Annotated in this window: 14 protein-coding genes, 1 tRNA gene and 1 pseudogene; 5 read left to right on the top strand and 11 right to left on the bottom strand. The window is 47.5% G+C overall.

What is annotated here, in order from left to right:
- Positions 1-157 precede the first annotated feature (157 nt).
- From PHH59_RS07025 to glnA, 10 genes are all read right to left on the bottom strand, one after another.
- Positions 158-1,996: a glycosyltransferase gene (locus PHH59_RS07025; RefSeq protein ID WP_300013297.1), complete on the bottom strand. Its 1,839-nt coding sequence runs from the start codon at positions 1,994-1,996 to the stop codon at positions 158-160.
- A gap of 10 nt (positions 1,997-2,006) precedes the next feature.
- A complete protein-coding gene (locus PHH59_RS07020; RefSeq protein ID WP_300013294.1) occupies positions 2,007-3,731 on the bottom strand; it encodes an ABC transporter ATP-binding protein in 1,725 nt (574 codons plus the stop codon).
- Complete coding sequence (locus PHH59_RS07015; protein WP_300013291.1) at positions 3,728-4,873, bottom strand: nucleotidyltransferase family protein; 1,146 nt, start codon at positions 4,871-4,873, stop codon at positions 3,728-3,730. Before PHH59_RS07015 ends, PHH59_RS07020 begins: the two co-directional genes overlap by 4 nt.
- Positions 4,873-5,589, bottom strand: coding sequence for a glycosyltransferase family A protein (locus tag PHH59_RS07010; protein WP_300013288.1), 717 nt, complete (start codon positions 5,587-5,589; stop codon positions 4,873-4,875). Before PHH59_RS07010 ends, PHH59_RS07015 begins: the two co-directional genes overlap by 1 nt.
- Positions 5,589-6,314, bottom strand: coding sequence for a glycosyltransferase (locus tag PHH59_RS07005; protein WP_300013285.1), 726 nt, complete (start codon positions 6,312-6,314; stop codon positions 5,589-5,591). Before PHH59_RS07005 ends, PHH59_RS07010 begins: the two co-directional genes overlap by 1 nt.
- 13 nt (positions 6,315-6,327) lie before the next feature.
- Complete coding sequence (locus PHH59_RS07000) at positions 6,328-6,771, bottom strand: PqqD family protein (RefSeq protein ID WP_300013282.1); 444 nt, start codon at positions 6,769-6,771, stop codon at positions 6,328-6,330.
- A gap of 399 nt (positions 6,772-7,170) precedes the next feature.
- A complete protein-coding gene (locus tag PHH59_RS06995) occupies positions 7,171-7,359 on the bottom strand; it encodes a hypothetical protein (protein ID WP_300013279.1) in 189 nt (62 codons plus the stop codon).
- Positions 7,352-7,810, bottom strand: coding sequence for a hypothetical protein (locus PHH59_RS06990; protein ID WP_300013276.1), 459 nt, complete (start codon positions 7,808-7,810; stop codon positions 7,352-7,354). Before PHH59_RS06990 ends, PHH59_RS06995 begins: the two co-directional genes overlap by 8 nt.
- A 9-nt stretch (positions 7,811-7,819) precedes the next feature.
- Positions 7,820-8,194: an acyltransferase family protein gene (locus tag PHH59_RS06985; RefSeq protein ID WP_300013273.1), complete on the bottom strand. Its 375-nt coding sequence runs from the start codon at positions 8,192-8,194 to the stop codon at positions 7,820-7,822.
- A 302-nt stretch (positions 8,195-8,496) separates the two neighbouring features.
- Positions 8,497-9,906, bottom strand: coding sequence for a glutamate--ammonia ligase (glnA, locus tag PHH59_RS06980; RefSeq protein ID WP_300013270.1), 1,410 nt, complete (start codon positions 9,904-9,906; stop codon positions 8,497-8,499).
- 463 nt (positions 9,907-10,369) lie between these two features.
- On the opposite strand from glnA, the gene PHH59_RS06975 reads away from it, so the two are divergent.
- From PHH59_RS06975 to PHH59_RS06960, 4 genes are all read left to right on the top strand, one after another.
- Entirely contained in the window at positions 10,370-11,731 is a 1,362-nt protein-coding gene (locus tag PHH59_RS06975; RefSeq protein WP_300013267.1) for a porin, read from the top strand.
- A 544-nt stretch (positions 11,732-12,275) separates the two neighbouring features.
- Positions 12,276-12,614: a P-II family nitrogen regulator gene (locus tag PHH59_RS06970; RefSeq protein WP_300013264.1), complete on the top strand. Its 339-nt coding sequence runs from the start codon at positions 12,276-12,278 to the stop codon at positions 12,612-12,614.
- 14 nt (positions 12,615-12,628) lie between these two features.
- Complete coding sequence (locus PHH59_RS06965; RefSeq protein ID WP_300013261.1) at positions 12,629-14,035, top strand: ammonium transporter; 1,407 nt, start codon at positions 12,629-12,631, stop codon at positions 14,033-14,035.
- A 279-nt stretch (positions 14,036-14,314) separates the two neighbouring features.
- Positions 14,315-14,404: transfer RNA gene (locus PHH59_RS06960), tRNA-Ser, on the top strand.
- Between the two features lie 169 nt (positions 14,405-14,573).
- On the opposite strand, the gene PHH59_RS06955 is transcribed toward PHH59_RS06960, so the two are convergent.
- On the bottom strand, positions 14,574-15,290 hold the full coding sequence (locus PHH59_RS06955) for an IS1 family transposase (protein WP_300013258.1): 717 nt from the start codon (positions 15,288-15,290) through the stop codon (positions 14,574-14,576).
- A 127-nt stretch (positions 15,291-15,417) separates the two neighbouring features.
- Here PHH59_RS06955 and PHH59_RS16925 point away from each other — a divergent pair.
- Positions 15,418-15,848, top strand: a pseudogene (locus PHH59_RS16925) (Arm DNA-binding domain-containing protein).
- Positions 15,849-15,936: the final 88 nt, after the last annotated feature.

Raw genomic sequence — 15,936 nt, 5'->3', positions numbered from 1 at the left:
TTCGGGGCGTTATGGTGTGCGGCAGATTACTCCAAACGGGTAGTGAAATAGTTGCACTAAATATGGGCGAATAGTTATATTGTTCTGAATTGAGTGTGATCCTAAAATGAGCCAAGAAAATCTAATCAATACAGCCGAACATGGGGCCGGCAGTTTTTCAGATATTTTCATGTTGGTCGGGATTTTCAGTAACCAATTGTGCGGCGGCGCGTTGGCGGTCCAGGGTTTTTTTGAAGACCCGCAAGACGTTCAGCTCCACCAAAGTTTTGCCCGCTGTCATATTGTGGCCGTGACGGCGCACGTGCAGCGTCACCGATTCAAGATGGGCAATATTCAGTTGCAATTCTGCGGCACGGTTAAACCAGTCGGTATCTTCGGCATAACGCAATTCGGTGTCGAACAAACCGATTTTTGCAAACGCGCTGCGCCGATATAGGCCCGCACCGATATAATAAGGGAATGATTCGTTTGGATTGCCAGCACACTCATAATTTTGGGTTTCGGCATTTTTCACCAGTGTGTGGCCTTTACCATGCACCATATCCAATTCAGGGTCGGCCATCAGCATATCGGCCAGCATCAGCAAATTGCCTTCCGGCCATAAATCATCGACATCCAAAAAAGCCAGCATTTCGCCCGACACATCTTTGATACCCCGGTTACGGGCGGATGCCGCACCTGAGTTTTCTTGCCGAAAAAAACGCACATCCACAGGCAGTTGTCCCACGGCGGCTTCAATGTCATCGGTGGAGCCATCATCAACGACGATAATTTCTAAGGAAGGATAGTGTTGCGTCAAGACATTGTTGACGGCATCGGCCAAAAAATGGGCGCCGTTGTAAACCGGGATAATGACACTGATTAAGGGCTTGGATGCTGCAATATGGTTTTCAGCGGCTATTGCCAATTTGGCCAATCCAGATGGGCTGGTCGCCAGCAATTGTCTGATTGAGCGGGGAACAGCGGCTAAGTCATGCCCCAACACCATGCTCAAATAAGGCACACTCGCGAGCATTTTGTCGATGAAGGCGTAGGTTTTGCCGCCCGCATAAGGTAATTGCGATAGCGTTGTGAAAGCGGCGGCATTACGCACCTCGGCATAACCAATCGGGGCAAAAACGGTTTCGCCCGTTGCGCCAAAGCAAGGTGTGACCACGGCCTTAAGCGGCAGGGAGCGGCACAGTTGTGGATGGTAGGCGGGCCATAATTGCACCACGGCTTTTTCTTCATCAAGATAAGCCATGTTGGTGACCAAAGGGGCTAAGTGTGGGAAATGTTGCAATTGTCCGGAAACCAATTTGGCGCTTGTATAAAGGCTATAAACACGCGGTTCGGGCGACAATCCCACCACCAAATAATCATCCGCCAGATAATGCATCCCTGCCGCCAAACAGCTTAAGGCCGTTGTCGATTTGCCAACGCCGCCTTTGCCCGTGATGAGCACCGCATTTTCCCCGTCAGCCAGTGCGGCGGCATGGAGCAACTGGCAACCTTGTTTTTCCATCCACCAGTGAAACAAAGTCCGCAAAGGTGAAGCTTCGCACCAATAAGGGATCGTGCTGGCATCTTTTACCCAATAAACGGCTTCCTTTTGTTCCAAATCCATCAAATTCACCGAACATTCTATCCAGTGGAAAGCGGTGCGGATACGCGGGCTGTTCATACCCCAAATGTCACCCCGATCCGTAAAACAATGTTGGGGAACGGGCGGAGGCGGCATATCAATTTGCGTGGAAATGCTATCCCAAATATGGAAGGTGATATCCGGTAAATTTGGGATTTCAGCTTCCAGATGCGCCAGTGCCGGACTAAAAAGCCGGTACAGCGTGTCACCAGCATACACCACACGGATAAATGTGCCTGCCAACTGCAAATGGCGGACAACCGCCCCGGCCCGTTGCTCGGCTAGCAAGGCGCAATTTAGGACTTGGTCAAAAAATGTCTGTTGGACCGCTTCAGGAATAGCGGGCGTATCGGCGGGATGGGCATCTTCCATAAGCGTTTCCTTAAAGATTTGCAGATTTGTTTGATGGGGCAAGCGCTGGGCTAAGCTGGCCTTGTTGCAAATGATAAATGTGGCCTGCGAAAGCCACCACGTCAGGGTCATGGCTGATAATCACCACGGTAGGGCAATTGGGCATTGCCATCAGTCCGTGCATTAAAACGCTGATGGTGCCAGCGTCCAAATGATTGGTGGGTTCATCTAATATCAATAATGCCGGGTTGCCCAAGAGCACACTGGCAATCCCTAAGCGTTGGCGTTCGCCGCCCGATAACAACATGCCGCCTTCGCCGATTTCAGTATCCAAACCGTCAGGCAAGGCGTTGATGAAATCTTCTGCCAAAGCCAAGCGCAAGGCTTGTTGTATGTGTTCCTGGCTGGCGTTGGGGCGGCCATAACAAAGGTTGTCTAGGATCGTACCGGAAAATATGGGGGGATTTTGCATGACCACGCCCATGGAACGGCGCAAGCTTGCCATATCCACGTCATCATAAGCCACACCGCTGGCATACAGCACCCCTTGTTGCGGCTTGCAAAACCCAACCAGCAAATTGATCAGCGTCGTTTTGCCAGCACCATTGGCCCCGACGATGGCAATGTTTTCGCCGCGCCGCACCTCAAGATTGATCGTGCGCAATACCCAATGCTCACCATAGGCGAAACTGACCGCCTGTAGGCTAAAACTACCATCGAATTCAATAGCTTGTGTGCCTTGGTATGGCTCAAGTTCGCCGTCATGTAACACGCCGTGCAATTTGAGCAAAGATTCGTTGCCGGCAAGCAGTTCCGGCAAGCCGCTGTTCAGGTTATCGACTTGCCCGTTCAATAAGCCAGCGGCGACATAAAAAATCAATAAATCCCCCAGGGTCATCAAACCTTGGGCAATCTGCGCACCCCCGGCGACCATAATCATAATGCCTGCCAATCCGGTCAGATTGCGTTGCATTTGGCCATGCCAAGCAAAACTCATCGCCATGCGTTTGCCTGTCGTGTTCAATTCGTCAATGCACTGGCGTTGGCGCGCCTGTTCTTGGTCGGCACAGGCTTTCAGGCGGATCAAGTCCATTTGCCGCAAAGCAAAACGGGTTTGTTTGCTGAATGCCTCAAAAGCCAATTGGAAAATGCTGACATCCTTTTTGATTGCCCGGCCCAAATCTCTTGATAACCAAAGTAATGGCGGCAAAACCAAGATGGTCAAGGCCACCAACTGCCAATTTATCAGCAACAAAACGGAAACCAACACCACGCTGGTCAACGCGGCTGGGAGCATACTCGACAACAGACGGTTGCTGAGATTGTCAAAACGTTCGCTGTCCAACACGATGCGGCTGTGCAATTGGTCGATGTCGGCGTGGCTACAATAATTTCTCGACAAAACAGCCAATCGGGTCAGCAAATCACGGCGTAAGCGGTGCATGGCGTTTTTAATGACCGTCAGGACAAAAGCCCGCAACCATAAAACTACACCGCTTTGCAACAAACGGATACCGACAATGCCCGCCCCTAAATACATTAAAATGTCCACCCGGCCTTGTGGCAAGGCTTGGTCAAAGATTTGCCGGATCATGAACAGGATGGGCAGCACGAGCAGGGATTGTAAGGATGAAATTACGCCATAAACCAACAGGCGTTGCCAACAGCCACGATAATAGTGTCTGAATAAGCGGACTGCTTCTGGGTCAAATAGGTCGAGTTTGGATTTTAACTGCTGGATGGGTTGCTTTTTCACGCGATACGCCGCCATAAGCCCCGTGCAATGGTTGGCAAAATTTCCAAACGTCCCCGCAAGCCCCAGCGGTAACGTAAATAATGGGAGAAGCCGATTAAAAATGCCCAGGGCCTGTCCATTTCAGTCAACCCGCAATACTCGGCAAAAAAGACCCATTGTTTGGTCAACGGATGCGTGTACCAGCGGCTACGCGCACCTAGAACGATGGTGTTTTCGATTCGTTCTCGGAGACCGCCGGAGCGGTAAGCACGAAGATGCGCCGTCACTGTTTCGGGCAGTTCCAAGCCAAATTCAGTGGACAAGTAGCCCACACCCAATGCCAAACGGTGGGTCAGCCTTTGGGAATCGGCAAAAGCCAGCAATTTAGGCCAATCCACTTCATCCCCGCGTTGCCTAAGAACCATTATTGCATCAGGAATCCAACGCACAGGTGTTTCTTCATTCCACCGCACACCGTGGATAATGGTATGGAACAGCATCGCGGTAGGGGCAAGCTGCCAAACCGGGATGCCCTGAAAATCCATTGGCTCAATGTCTGCCCAAAACCAATCGTCATCCATCGAGTTCATGCAGTCACGGGCAATATGGAAATGCACATCCAACGGTTCTTCAAAATCACGCAAACAGCCGACGGCGTGCTGATAGCGCAAGTCTTCTGGGGAAGGCATGGGGCCTGCGTCCCAATCAAGCTCCCTAAGCAATGCCAAAGCGCGGGGCAATTGCTCAGGGCGTACGGCGAGGTCAATATCCGACATGGGCCGTAAGGCGTGATTTTTATAATATCCCAAGACTAAAGGTGCGCCTTTGAGCAACAACACGTCCACGCCATTTTCCTGAAGATGTTTTATAAAGGCTGCAATTAAAAAAAACAGTGTCTGGTTTTCGCACCAAAACCGCCGATATACGCCTTTTAGCCGCCCCATCAGCGGGTCATCCAACTGCAAACGCAACAGGTTATGGTAAACCAACGGTAACAGGCGCAAAGTCGGATAACCCAGTTCATCTTCCCAATCGACCTTAGCCCGCCATTGGGCAAACGCATCTAATGCCTGTTTGCCATCTAGCAAAGCCGCTTGCAACAAAACGTGTTGCTCAGTGGCTGGCCATAAATGGCCTTGATGCCGATAATGTTGCCCCGCCACTAAAGTTTCTCCTCAGTATGGGTTGCCAATGCCCTCCGCCGCCGTATTGCGGCATGTAGGACTTGTAGATAGTCCGCCTGCAAACGCTGGGCCTTTCTGACGGTATTGACAGTATGGATGCGTCGGTGCAAGACGATGCCAGGAATTTGCCCGAAACGGATGCCGTGCTCTTGGGCCCGGGCAATCCAATCCATCGTTTCACCAACTTGTAAATCCGTATTGAAACCGCCCACTTTTTCAAAGGCTTGCCGCTTTACCAATAGGCCTCCTGCAACCCGTCCGGCTTGGACAGCGGGCACTTCGGTAATTTCTTGCTTTTGGGCTTCAGATAATTCAGGGCTGATAAACGCTTCAATTAAACCAAAGACACCCTCCAATTCTGTGGATGCCATTAACCTGACCAAACGTGCCGCCACACTATCGGCAGGCCAGTAATCATCGGCATCAAGAAAAGCAACCAAATCACCTTGCACCCGTTTTAGCCCCTCATTGCGGGTAGTGGCAATGCCTTGGTTTTGTTGCCGGATTAGCGTCACTGCCGAACCGTAACTTGCCACTATCGCAGCACTGCCGTCCGTGGAGCCGTCATCAATCACTATGATTTCATGGCATTTATGGGTTTGCCCAAGCACACTGTCGAGAGCTTCACGCAAATATAGAGCGGCGTTATAGCAGGGGATGATGACACTCACCCGATTGGGATAGTGGTTGTCCATTAGCTTGCCCGTTTCCGTTGGATGGATGCCCGTAAAGCACGTAATAATAACTGGTTAGTATCGGCATTAAGTGAAGCATTGCCGCCATAGATACGTTTTCTCACCAGCAATTGCGGTAAGACGACAGGGGCTAATCCGGCATCAATTGCACGGGCGAACCAATCACTGTCTTCACCGACAGCAAAACTGGCATCAAAGCGGCCAACTTGGGCAAACAAGCCGCGCCGCGCGACCAAGGCTTCCATAATCCAGCCTGGATGGGTTTTTTCCAGCAATTCCACACGAAAACCTTCAGGTGGCTCCCTGCCGGCTTCAAGAAAATGTTTAACCATTCCTAATGTGGCACCAATATCTGGATAAGCTTGAAGATAAGCAATTTGTATGTCCAATTTATGGGGTAGCCAAATATCATCATGGGAAATGAAAGCGATAAATTCGCCTTGGGCTTGGGCGATGCCCTCATTGTAGGCACTGGGTATACCAAAGGATGTTTGTGGGTGTATGCGAACTTTTGGGAATTGGCTTGCAACCGCAACGGTATCGTCACTGGAATGCCCATCAACAACAATGATTTCGAGTGGTTGCAGATATGATTGGTAAACGCTGGTTAGGGCTTCGGCAATATAATCTGCACCATTGCGGACGATTAATATGACGCTGATAGTGGATGGTGTGTCTTGGAGATCCGGGACATTGACTGGTTCTGATAGTGATAGACGATCCATCGCAATAGACCTATCAATTTGCCGGGCGGGTCGGTTTGGCGATTGGCCAACCTGCATCCGTAATATCGTGGATTGGGTCCAACAACAATAAGTCCTGCATATCCGCAAATATTTCAAGGTGTGGTTTGGAATAAGGCAAGCGATGGTTTGTGGCGGATATTTCAGAAGGGGCCGCATCGGCATGGTCTTCGACACGGTTTATCAGGCCCTCGGCGAATAAGGTATCAATAAATTCGTTCACATCCTGTTCGATAACCGACGCATCCGCTTCATAAGCCGCTGCCATTTTTGCAACCAAACCAGATTGGGCTGTGCCATTTTCAATTGCTGTCCACAATATCACTGCTGAACTGCGGGCGCTGTAATAATTGCCTGATTTAAGGTTCATGATGACGCATTCGCCGTCAATCAGCTCACTGACCACATAGGGTTGGTTTATTTTGAAGCAGTTTTCCATAAATTAATCCTGGTTCACGAAAAATGGTCAATTTTGCATTGTATTAATCGTCCCATAAGTTCGCGCACAGTATTCTCATCCTAGTGTGCGCGAACTTATGGGACGATTAATACATCCAATCAATAAGTTATTAATTATTTCATAAGTAATCGCAAGACCAATTTTAAAATTTATGGTGCGATTACTTATGAAACAATTAATATCATCATTTGAAAATGTGCTTTTGCAAGCAAAAATTAGGCTCTTATTATTGGTTTTGGAAAAAGACGAAAACCAGCATAACTGTGGAATCCATAAATTGCTAGGAGTTGTTTAATGACGGTTGACTGTCAAGGAAGCGTTGTCGTAGTGTTTATCGTTGCCTGGCACATATTTTGTTGAATTAAAAATTATTTTAATTCAACAAATTAGCCTAAAGGCTTTAATTTTGCGGAGCAACCAAGCCGTTATGAACGACATAAATGCGGTTAAGGTTATTGCGGCGGGCAAGTATAGCCCTAATAGGGTTTGATAAGCGGGCAACTGGGTACTGAGGACATTGATAAACACCAGATGGATCAGATACGCACCAAAAGAGGCTTCAGACATAACTGATATTGTGCGGTTTTCGTGCAGAATCGCCTCGTGGTTTTTTTACAAATAGGAAAATCAAAAAAGTAATGAGGAAAACTAACGGGGCTGTATTGTCAAGGATGAAATAATCTTTAACGATACCCGCCAAGGCCGCATAATAATTCAGCACGGCACCTAGCAAAATTAGCATGATGATCAGCAGAATAATAGCGGTGTTGGATAATCTGATTTTGTCACTGTGCTTGTCCAAGTAATGACCGCCAATAAAATAGGCAAAGTACCAAGGAAAAATAGTGAACCAATGAATTGGTTTGCCGAAGGCCAAATGCGTTAGCGTGGATATTTGGTTGAGCATAAAAAAGCCAAACATTATCCCTAGCAAAATTAACATGTCGGCCGGAGTTGGTTTCTCACCAATCAGGAATTTATTGATAAATGGCGTAAAAATCATCAGGCAGGCAAACATGGACAAAAATCATAAGTGGTTTGAGGCGCGTCCTTCCAGCAATAGCCCTATTTTCAAATACCAGATTAATTTGCCTAAATCCAGAGTTTTATAAAAATCAAACCCCAAATAGAACAAGGTCCAAAAAATGATTGCAGGGCATAACCTAAGCCATCTTTTTTTATAAAATTCAACGGTATTTTGTGGTTTTCCAAGAAGTACTGCCCCTGAAATCATGATAAACAATGGTACTGAAAAGCGTGAGGCGGCATTGACAAGATTTGCAACCCACCAATCCAACATATCAATGTTGCCAAAACCATTGTATAAAATCCTTGAAATATGAACGCTTATGACGGCAAGAATTGCGATGGCCCTAAGGTAATCAATGTAATGTTTCCTCATCCCCTTAATCTTCACGTCCATTAAGTTAAAGTGTATGCCAACTTTCCCGATGGGATAAGTAAGTGGCGGGAATCTTAAAATTTTACAAATAATATTTAATTTTCAATTAGTTATACTGGTATTACAATAGTCTTATTTTAGGGCTTTCGTTGCCCTAAAATAAGACTATTGTCGCCAGCAAATTTTGAAACTTATTGAAAACCCGCTTAACTTTCTATTCCGATTGCTGATTGGCCAATCAGAGTCAAGCTACAAAAAAACCCCACGAAGCCTCCAATATCGGTTTGTGGGGTTTGTAATGGCTATAAGCTGTAATACATATCAAATTCGACAGGGTGGGTGCTCATTCTCAAACGAGTCACTTCCTGCATTTTCAGTTCGATATAACCGTCGATGACGTCGTCGGTGAAAACGCCGCCGCGAGTCAAAAACTCACGGTCATTGTCCAGCGCATCCAGAGCTTGGTCGAAAGCGTGGCAAACTTGTGGGATGGCTTTTTCTTCTTCTGGTGGCAGGTCATACAAGTCTTTGTCCATCGCTTCGCCTGGATGGATTTTGTTTTGGATGCCGTCGAGACCAGCCATCAACATGGCGGAGAAGGCCAAATAGGGGTTTGCGGTGGAGTCAGGGAAACGCACTTCGATACGGCGGCCTTTGGGATTGCTGACGAATGGGATGCGGATGGATGCGGAACGGTTACGTGCCGAGTAAGCCAGCATGACAGGGGCTTCAAAGCCTGGTACTAAGCGTTTGTAGCTGTTGGTTGACGCGTTGGTGAATGCGTTCAAGGCTTTGGCGTGTTTGATGATGCCGCCGATGTAGTAAAGCGCGGTTTCAGACAGGCCGCCGTACAAGTCGCCAGAGAACAGGTTAGCGCCGTCTTTAGCCAGCGATTGGTGGACGTGCATGCCGCTGCCGTTATCGCCAACCATTGGTTTTGGCATGAACGTGGCTGTTTTGCCGTAAGCGTGGGCGATATTGGCAACCACATATTTCAAGCCCAGCACTTCGTCGGCTTTTTTGACCAAGGTATTGAATTTAACACCGATTTCGCATTGGCCCGCCGTCGCCACTTCATGGTGGTGAACTTCGGTCATCATGCCCAATTGTTCCAGGGTCAAGCACATGGCAGAGCGCATATCCTGCAATGAATCGACAGGTGGCACGGGGAAATAACCGCCCTTAATGCCAGGACGGTGGCCGATGTTGCCGTCTTCATAGACTTTTTCAGAGTTCCAGCCGGCTTCTTGCGAGTCGATTTTGTAAAACGAACCGCTCATGTCCGAACCCCAACGGATGTCGTCGAAAATGAAGAATTCGTTTTCCGGGCCGAAGAATACCGTGTCGGCAATGCCAGTTGATTTCAAATAAGCTTCGGCGCGTTTTGCCAATGAACGTGGGTCACGTTCGTAACCTTGCATGTTCTTAGGTTCGATGATGTCGCAACGGATGATCAGTGTATTGTCGTCATAGAAAGGATCCATCACCGCCGTGGACGGGTCGGGCATGAGGATCATGTCGGATTCGTTGATGTGTTTCCAGCCTGCGATGGAAGAGCCGTCAAACATATTGCCGTCTTCGAAAGTGTCTTCATCAATAGTGTGGGCAGGAAAGGTGACGTGCTGTTCTTTGCCACGGGTATCGCAAAAACGAAAATCGACGAACTTTACGTCGTTTTCCTGGATCATTTTCAGTACATGTTTTACAGACATTATTAGTCTCCTAGTTGGGGTTGTCTTTTGTGTTTATTATGGGGTCAGCTTTTATGCCGAGCGCCAATAACGATAACATTTTTTTTGCTGGCTTAGCCAATAAAAAAATGTTGCCTGATTAAGTTGCATTTTGGGTGGGTGTTAATAGTGATTTTGATGATTTTATTTTGCAAAGAGTGAATTTGGTGTCGTTAATAAATTATGCCACATTTGTTGTTGCTGTAGTTAATAGGCAACTTTACTGCGCACAAAAATAGAGCTAAATATGTTTTATTGCACCAAAAAATAGCTTTCCGGGTAATTTTTCACAAGTTATATTATTATAATTCATTGTTTTTAATTTGAAAAAATATATGGCATGTAAAGTGCTTTTTCATAAGTAGTGTTTTATGCTGAAATACTAAAAGTGTTGTCTATTTGCAACAAATATTAATATTCAGACCTTATAAGAGAGGGTTACAAGATGAAAGTTATTTTAAAACGTAAGAATCAAATATTGTTTGCGGCAATAAGCAGTATTTTATCAGCGACAGTAGGGCTAAATGTGGCCAATGCTAGTGGTGCTTATAAAGAAATTGAAAGTGTACTGGACCATTCCGGTTTTGTCGTTGGTGCTTGGGCTAATGGTGGTGTCACTTACAATGGCAATGAGCCTTCTGATAATTTTAATGGTCCCGTGACATTTGGTGACCGTGCCAGTGAATTTCAGTTGAATCAGTTAAATGTGTTCATTCAGCGGGCTGTGGCGACTGAGGGGGACAAATGGGATTTCGGTGGGCGTTTCGACTTTATGTATGGTACTGATTCTATTTTTACTCAAGCTTACGGCGTTCCGTCACTGGATGTCGATACTCAATTATCGCAACAACGGAGCGATTGGGATTTGAGTATGCTTGGCAGCAATAGCAACCGATTCTATGATATAGCGTTACCACAAGCCTATTTGGAAAGTTATGTGCCTGTTGGAAACGGTTTGAACCTTAAGGTCGGTCATTTTTATACACCGATTGGTTACGAAACCGTTCCTGCTCCTGATAATTTCTTTTATACCCATGCTTATACCATGCAATATGGCGAACCTTTTACGCACACTGGCGTTATGGGTAATTATACGGTGGATGATAACTGGGCTGTCATGGGCGGCTTGGTTACTGGTAGCGCGACTGGCGGCTGGGATGGCGGTTGGGACCGGCAATTGGGCAATTGGTCGGGTTTGATGGGGGCCACCTATACCACTACTGACAAAGCGACATCTTTGAATATTGCCGGTACTTATGGTGATACATCTGAGACCAGCAGCGCCCCATGGGCTTTGTATAGCGTGGTTTTAAAGCATAACATTAATGAGAAAACACATCTGGTTTTGCAACATGACCATGGTTTTGCGGATAAAACCTACGATTTTGCTACTGGGACGCCAAATTCATTGGATGCTGAGTGGTATGGCATCAACTCACATCTTTACTATGATGTCAGTGATACTGTTGTTGTGGGTGTCCGTGCAGAGTGGTTCCGCGATCAAAATGGCTTGCGGGTTTGCTCACCTGGAAGAATCGGTGCGGCAACTGATAATCAAGGTGTTAGTTATGCGGCGGCAGGCAGCTATCTTTCTACCTGCGCCCCTGCAACCTATTATGAGTTTACTGCGGGTGTAACATGGAAACCTAAAGAGTGGTTAAGGCTACGTCCAAATATTCGCTATGATATTGTTGGCGACTCTCACGGCTACTCGCCTTTTGTTGTCCACGGCAATCCCGGTCAACCTGGATCAACAACTGTTACAGATCAGATCACTTTCTCAACCGATTTTACTGTGACATTCTAAATAATCCGAGCGTTTCAGCAAAAAATACGCTTTTGGGCGTGTTTTTTGCTCCCCGTAATAGATCAAGATTGACAGCGGTAAGCCTTGGCTACTGCAATCCCGTTAAAACCTCCCACCAGATCAAAGCGCTCCCACACTATGTGGGTGGGCGCTATCTTCTTTGCCAGTCAAATTTTTGCCATAACCTGACCCGCCTTCAATTTGCTTAATATATTGGCAGTTTTTTACGTCTGATAATTGGGCTACTTGAGGTTGTGCAGAACCATCCAAGGAAAATCCTAATAAACAAAGAGTCAGCGTCAATGATTTGAGTGAGGGTTGTATTGGTGCTTGTGATTAGCGAATTATAATTGGTATCGTGCCGAAAAAAAATACCAGATTGCACTAATTTGAATCAAAAAATAACAAAACGAACCAATTTAGTGCGATATATGGGCCGATGTAACAAAAACTACCAGACAATAAGCACGTTAATTCAAGTTAATATTTGGCATAGTCCGTGCTTTAGTAATCACGAATCGTTACTACATGCAAAGAGGATGAAATGAAACTTATAACCGCAATTGTCAAACCATTTAAACTGGATGATGTCCGTGAGGCGCTTTCAGATATAGGGGTGTCTGGTGTCACCGTAACCGAAGTCAAAGGTTTTGGTCGTCAGAAAGGCCATACCGAGCTTTATCGTGGAGCCGAGTACGTTGTCGATTTTTTACCGAAGGCCAAAATTGAAGTGGCGGTGGGCGAAAGCTTGGTCGATGCGGCTGTGGAGGCAATCACTAAGGCTGCCAATACCGGCAAAATCGGTGACGGTAAAATATTTGTAACTAATTTAGAACAGGTTGTTCGGATTCGTACCGGTGAAACCGGCGATGAAGCACTGTAGGCTAAGGAGAGAAAATGAAACAACTACAAAAACAATTTTTAGGTGCTTTTCTAGTATTGGCTTTGCTCGGTTTCGCTCAGGCCACTTTTGCCGATCCAGCACCTGCTCCTACCATAAATAAAGGTGATACGGCCTGGGTCTTGATTTCAACCGTATTGGTCATTTTGATGATCATTCCCGGTTTGGCATTGTTTTACGGTGGTATGGTACGTGCGAAAAACATGTTGTCGATCTTGATGCAGGTTTTTATTATTTTCTCGATGACGGCTATTTTATGGGCAATCTATGGATATAGCGTCGCCTTTACTGAAGGCAACGTTTTCTTTGGGGGCTTGGGTAAAATGTTCCTAAGCGGCATTACGCCGGATTCGATGGCGGCGACTTTTAGCAAAGGCGTTTACATACCAGAATATATTTACGTCGCGTTCCAATTGACTTTTGCCGGAATCACGCCCGCATTGATCATTGGGGCTTTTGCCGAAAGGGTAAAATTCTCAGCCGTTATCCTGTTTATTTTCCTGTGGTTTACTTTCGCTTACTTGCCAATGGCGCACATGGTTTGGTATTGGGCTGGCCCGGATGCGTATACCGATGCGGCGGCGGCTGAAACTGCCGGTGCAACTGCCGGATTTTTATTCCAAAAAGGCGCGCTGGATTTTGCGGGTGGTACGGTTGTACATATCAACGCCGGTATCGCCGGTTTGGTTGGCTGTATCATGATTGGCAAACGTATTGGTTATAAAAAAGAATCTTTGGCCCCGCACAGCGTTACTTTAACGATGGTCGGTGCATCATTATTATGGGTCGGCTGGTTTGGTTTTAACGTCGGTTCAAACCTGGAAGCAAACGGCCTTGCTGCCCTGGTTTTTGTCAACACCTTATTGGCAACTGCGGCGGCAACCCTTTCTTGGATAGCGGCGGAATGGCTGATGCGCGGTAAACCCAGTATGTTGGGTGGCGCATCAGGTGCCATTGCCGGATTGGTTGCCATTACGCCAGCGTGTGGCTGGGCAGGCCCGATGGGTTCGATATTCTTAGGCTTGCTGGTTGGAGCGGTTTGTTTCTGGTCAGTATCTAGCTTGAAAACTATGCTAGGTTACGACGACTCTTTAGATGCTTTCGGAGTCCACGGTGTCGGCGGTATTATCGGCGCATTAGGTACAGGTGTTGTTGCCAGCCCGGCATTAGGCGGTACGGGGATATGGGATTATGTCGCCAATGCCGTAGCGCCAGAATACGACATGGTCGGACAAGTGATGAACCAAGCATGGGGCGTAGGTGTTGCCATTATCTGGTCAGGTGCTGTCGCTTTTGTGGCTTTCAAAATTGTCGATATGGTCATTGGCTTGCGTGTCAGTGAAGAAGTTGAACGCATCGGTCTTGATGTTTCTGAACACGGCGAATCGGCTTATCATGATTAATCGCAGGATGGTTTAATAATACGGATGTTAAAACGGGTGCCACAGCACCCGTTTTTTGTTGGGAATAGTTATAATTCTTGGCTATGTCACCGTTAATTGTGGAAGCCCTAAATGACGTGGCTTTGAGCGAAAGCCACAATCTGCATTAAATAAGGCTTTGCTCCGAAAGTAAAAAATTTTCAACAATTAACGGTGACATAGCCTAATTCTTTGATGAACAAATCAAAACAATCCGGGATTGACTTTTCTTATGCTTCTGTATATTATGGACGGCTTCTTGGAGAGGTGGCAGAGCGGCCGAATGCGGCGGTCTTGAAAACCGTTGAGGGTTGATCCCCTCCCAGGGTTCGAATCCCTGCCTCTCCGCCATACAAGCATCTAACAGGGTGCAACGAAGTACAGAAACCTGCAAGTCATAAGGCTTAGCGGGTTTTTTGTTGTCCAACGAAGTGCAACGGGATACATTGACATACCGCCATTTGTGGCGGTATAAGTGGCGGTATATTTAGATTGGTAGTCCCGCAATCGGAATGATTTGTTAAAAGTCAAGCCTAGACAAATTGTAGTAATGGACAAAAAACCAGATGGCACCGATGTGGTTGGCCAGTTTTTTGGAAAATGCCAGTGAATTCCTGACCAGGCGTGAAACCCTGTGGCGGAGGGTGTTGTTGAAGCGCTCGATGTGGTTGGTGAAACCACTGTCTTTGCCTGCCGCGACATGGCGGTCTTCCGGGAAGACCAGGCGGTAGGCCTCCCAGTAGTCGGTGTAGCAGACAGCCGATTCCCGGTAGGCTTCAGGCAGCGAGTCCCATAAGGCTTGGGCGCCCGCCCGGCTGCGGTCGCCGACATGCACGCCGATGATGGCGCGGGTTTTCCTGTCCAAAGCCAGCCAGACCCATTGTTTGTTGCCTTTGTTGCCGACGAACGACCACAGTTCGTCACATTCCAGGCATAAGGCGGTCCTTCGGTTTGGCTTCGCCCCCACCCGGCGGGGCACCCGCGCATAAAGCCGGTCCACGTAGTTTTGTAGCCACCGCTCGGAAACCCCGACAACACGGGCTATACCGGCCAAGGGGATGCGCTCAAGCAACAGGCGGCCAATCAAGCTTTTCTGTCCTAGGCTGACACGCTGTTTCTTGGGGTTCTGGACAAACTGGCGGCCACAGGTTTGGCAACGGTATTTTTGCCACCCTGTCCGGGGATGGCGGCCGTTTTTGACAAGGGAGCTGGCGTGGCAGTGGGGGCAGTAGGTCATCGGGGCAAAAAGTAGCAATTTTAGACCGTTTGCCCCTCCTTTTGTAGGCCCTGCTTTAACCGCTTGCTTTTTTGCAAATCATTCCGATTGCGGGACTACCTTTAGATTGACTGGAGTTGATACCGCCATGCCCCTATCAGATACCGCCATAAAGAACGCCAAACCCACGCCAGATAAGCCCTACAAGCTACAAGACGAAAAGGGCATGTACTTGCTCGTGAATCCCAACGGCTCAAAATACTTTCGCTACACACCCGATTTGATGGCAAACGTAAAACCTTGGCATTGGGCATTTATCCCGCCACCTCGCTTAAGGAAGCGCGGGAAAAGCGAGATACCGCCAAAAAGCAAATAGATGGCGGTATCGACCCCAACGAAAACAAAAAAGCCGTTAAACAATCCAAAGCCGAAAGCGCGGCAAACAGCTTTGAAGTGATCGCCCGCGAATGGTACGAAAGGAACATGTCCGACAAATCGGAAAGCCACAAAAAGCGGTCAATGCGGCTTATGGCAACGGACTTATACCAATCCCAACAAGTTTTCATATTTAAAGCATAGGATTATACTTGAGCTTTAAAGTAAAGACTAAAGAAAGGAGGCCGCCATCTCACGCCCAAAACAATTCCCCTTATCGCTCCAGGCACAT

The organism is Methylovulum sp., assembly GCF_028687615.1.
Classification (GTDB): Bacteria; Pseudomonadota; Gammaproteobacteria; order Methylococcales; family Methylomonadaceae; genus Methylovulum.
This window is presented reverse-complemented; position numbering and strand designations above follow the sequence as displayed.

What these genes read in the sequence shown, in the direction of transcription:
- PHH59_RS07025 (WP_300013297.1), bottom strand. Translation starts at nt 1,996, where the DNA reads ATGGAAGATGCCCATCCCGCCGATACGCCCGCTATTCCTGAAGCGGTC.
- PHH59_RS07010 (WP_300013288.1), bottom strand. Translation starts at nt 5,589, where the DNA reads ATGGACAACCACTATCCCAATCGGGTGAGTGTCATCATCCCCTGCTAT.
- PHH59_RS07005 (WP_300013285.1), bottom strand. Translation starts at nt 6,314, where the DNA reads ATGGATCGTCTATCACTATCAGAACCAGTCAATGTCCCGGATCTCCAA.
- PHH59_RS07000 (WP_300013282.1), bottom strand. Translation starts at nt 6,771, where the DNA reads ATGGAAAACTGCTTCAAAATAAACCAACCCTATGTGGTCAGTGAGCTG.
- PHH59_RS06995 (WP_300013279.1), bottom strand. Translation starts at nt 7,359, where the DNA reads ATGTCTGAAGCCTCTTTTGGTGCGTATCTGATCCATCTGGTGTTTATC.
- PHH59_RS06990 (WP_300013276.1), bottom strand. Translation starts at nt 7,810, where the DNA reads ATGTTTGCCTGCCTGATGATTTTTACGCCATTTATCAATAAATTCCTG.
- PHH59_RS06985 (WP_300013273.1), bottom strand. Translation starts at nt 8,194, where the DNA reads ATGAGGAAACATTACATTGATTACCTTAGGGCCATCGCAATTCTTGCC.
- glnA (WP_300013270.1), bottom strand. Translation starts at nt 9,906, where the DNA reads ATGTCTGTAAAACATGTACTGAAAATGATCCAGGAAAACGACGTAAAG.
- PHH59_RS06975 (WP_300013267.1), top strand. Translation starts at nt 10,370, where the DNA reads ATGAAAGTTATTTTAAAACGTAAGAATCAAATATTGTTTGCGGCAATA.
- PHH59_RS06970 (WP_300013264.1), top strand. Translation starts at nt 12,276, where the DNA reads ATGAAACTTATAACCGCAATTGTCAAACCATTTAAACTGGATGATGTC.
- PHH59_RS06965 (WP_300013261.1), top strand. Translation starts at nt 12,629, where the DNA reads ATGAAACAACTACAAAAACAATTTTTAGGTGCTTTTCTAGTATTGGCT.
- PHH59_RS06955 (WP_300013258.1), bottom strand. Translation starts at nt 15,290, where the DNA reads ATGACCTACTGCCCCCACTGCCACGCCAGCTCCCTTGTCAAAAACGGC.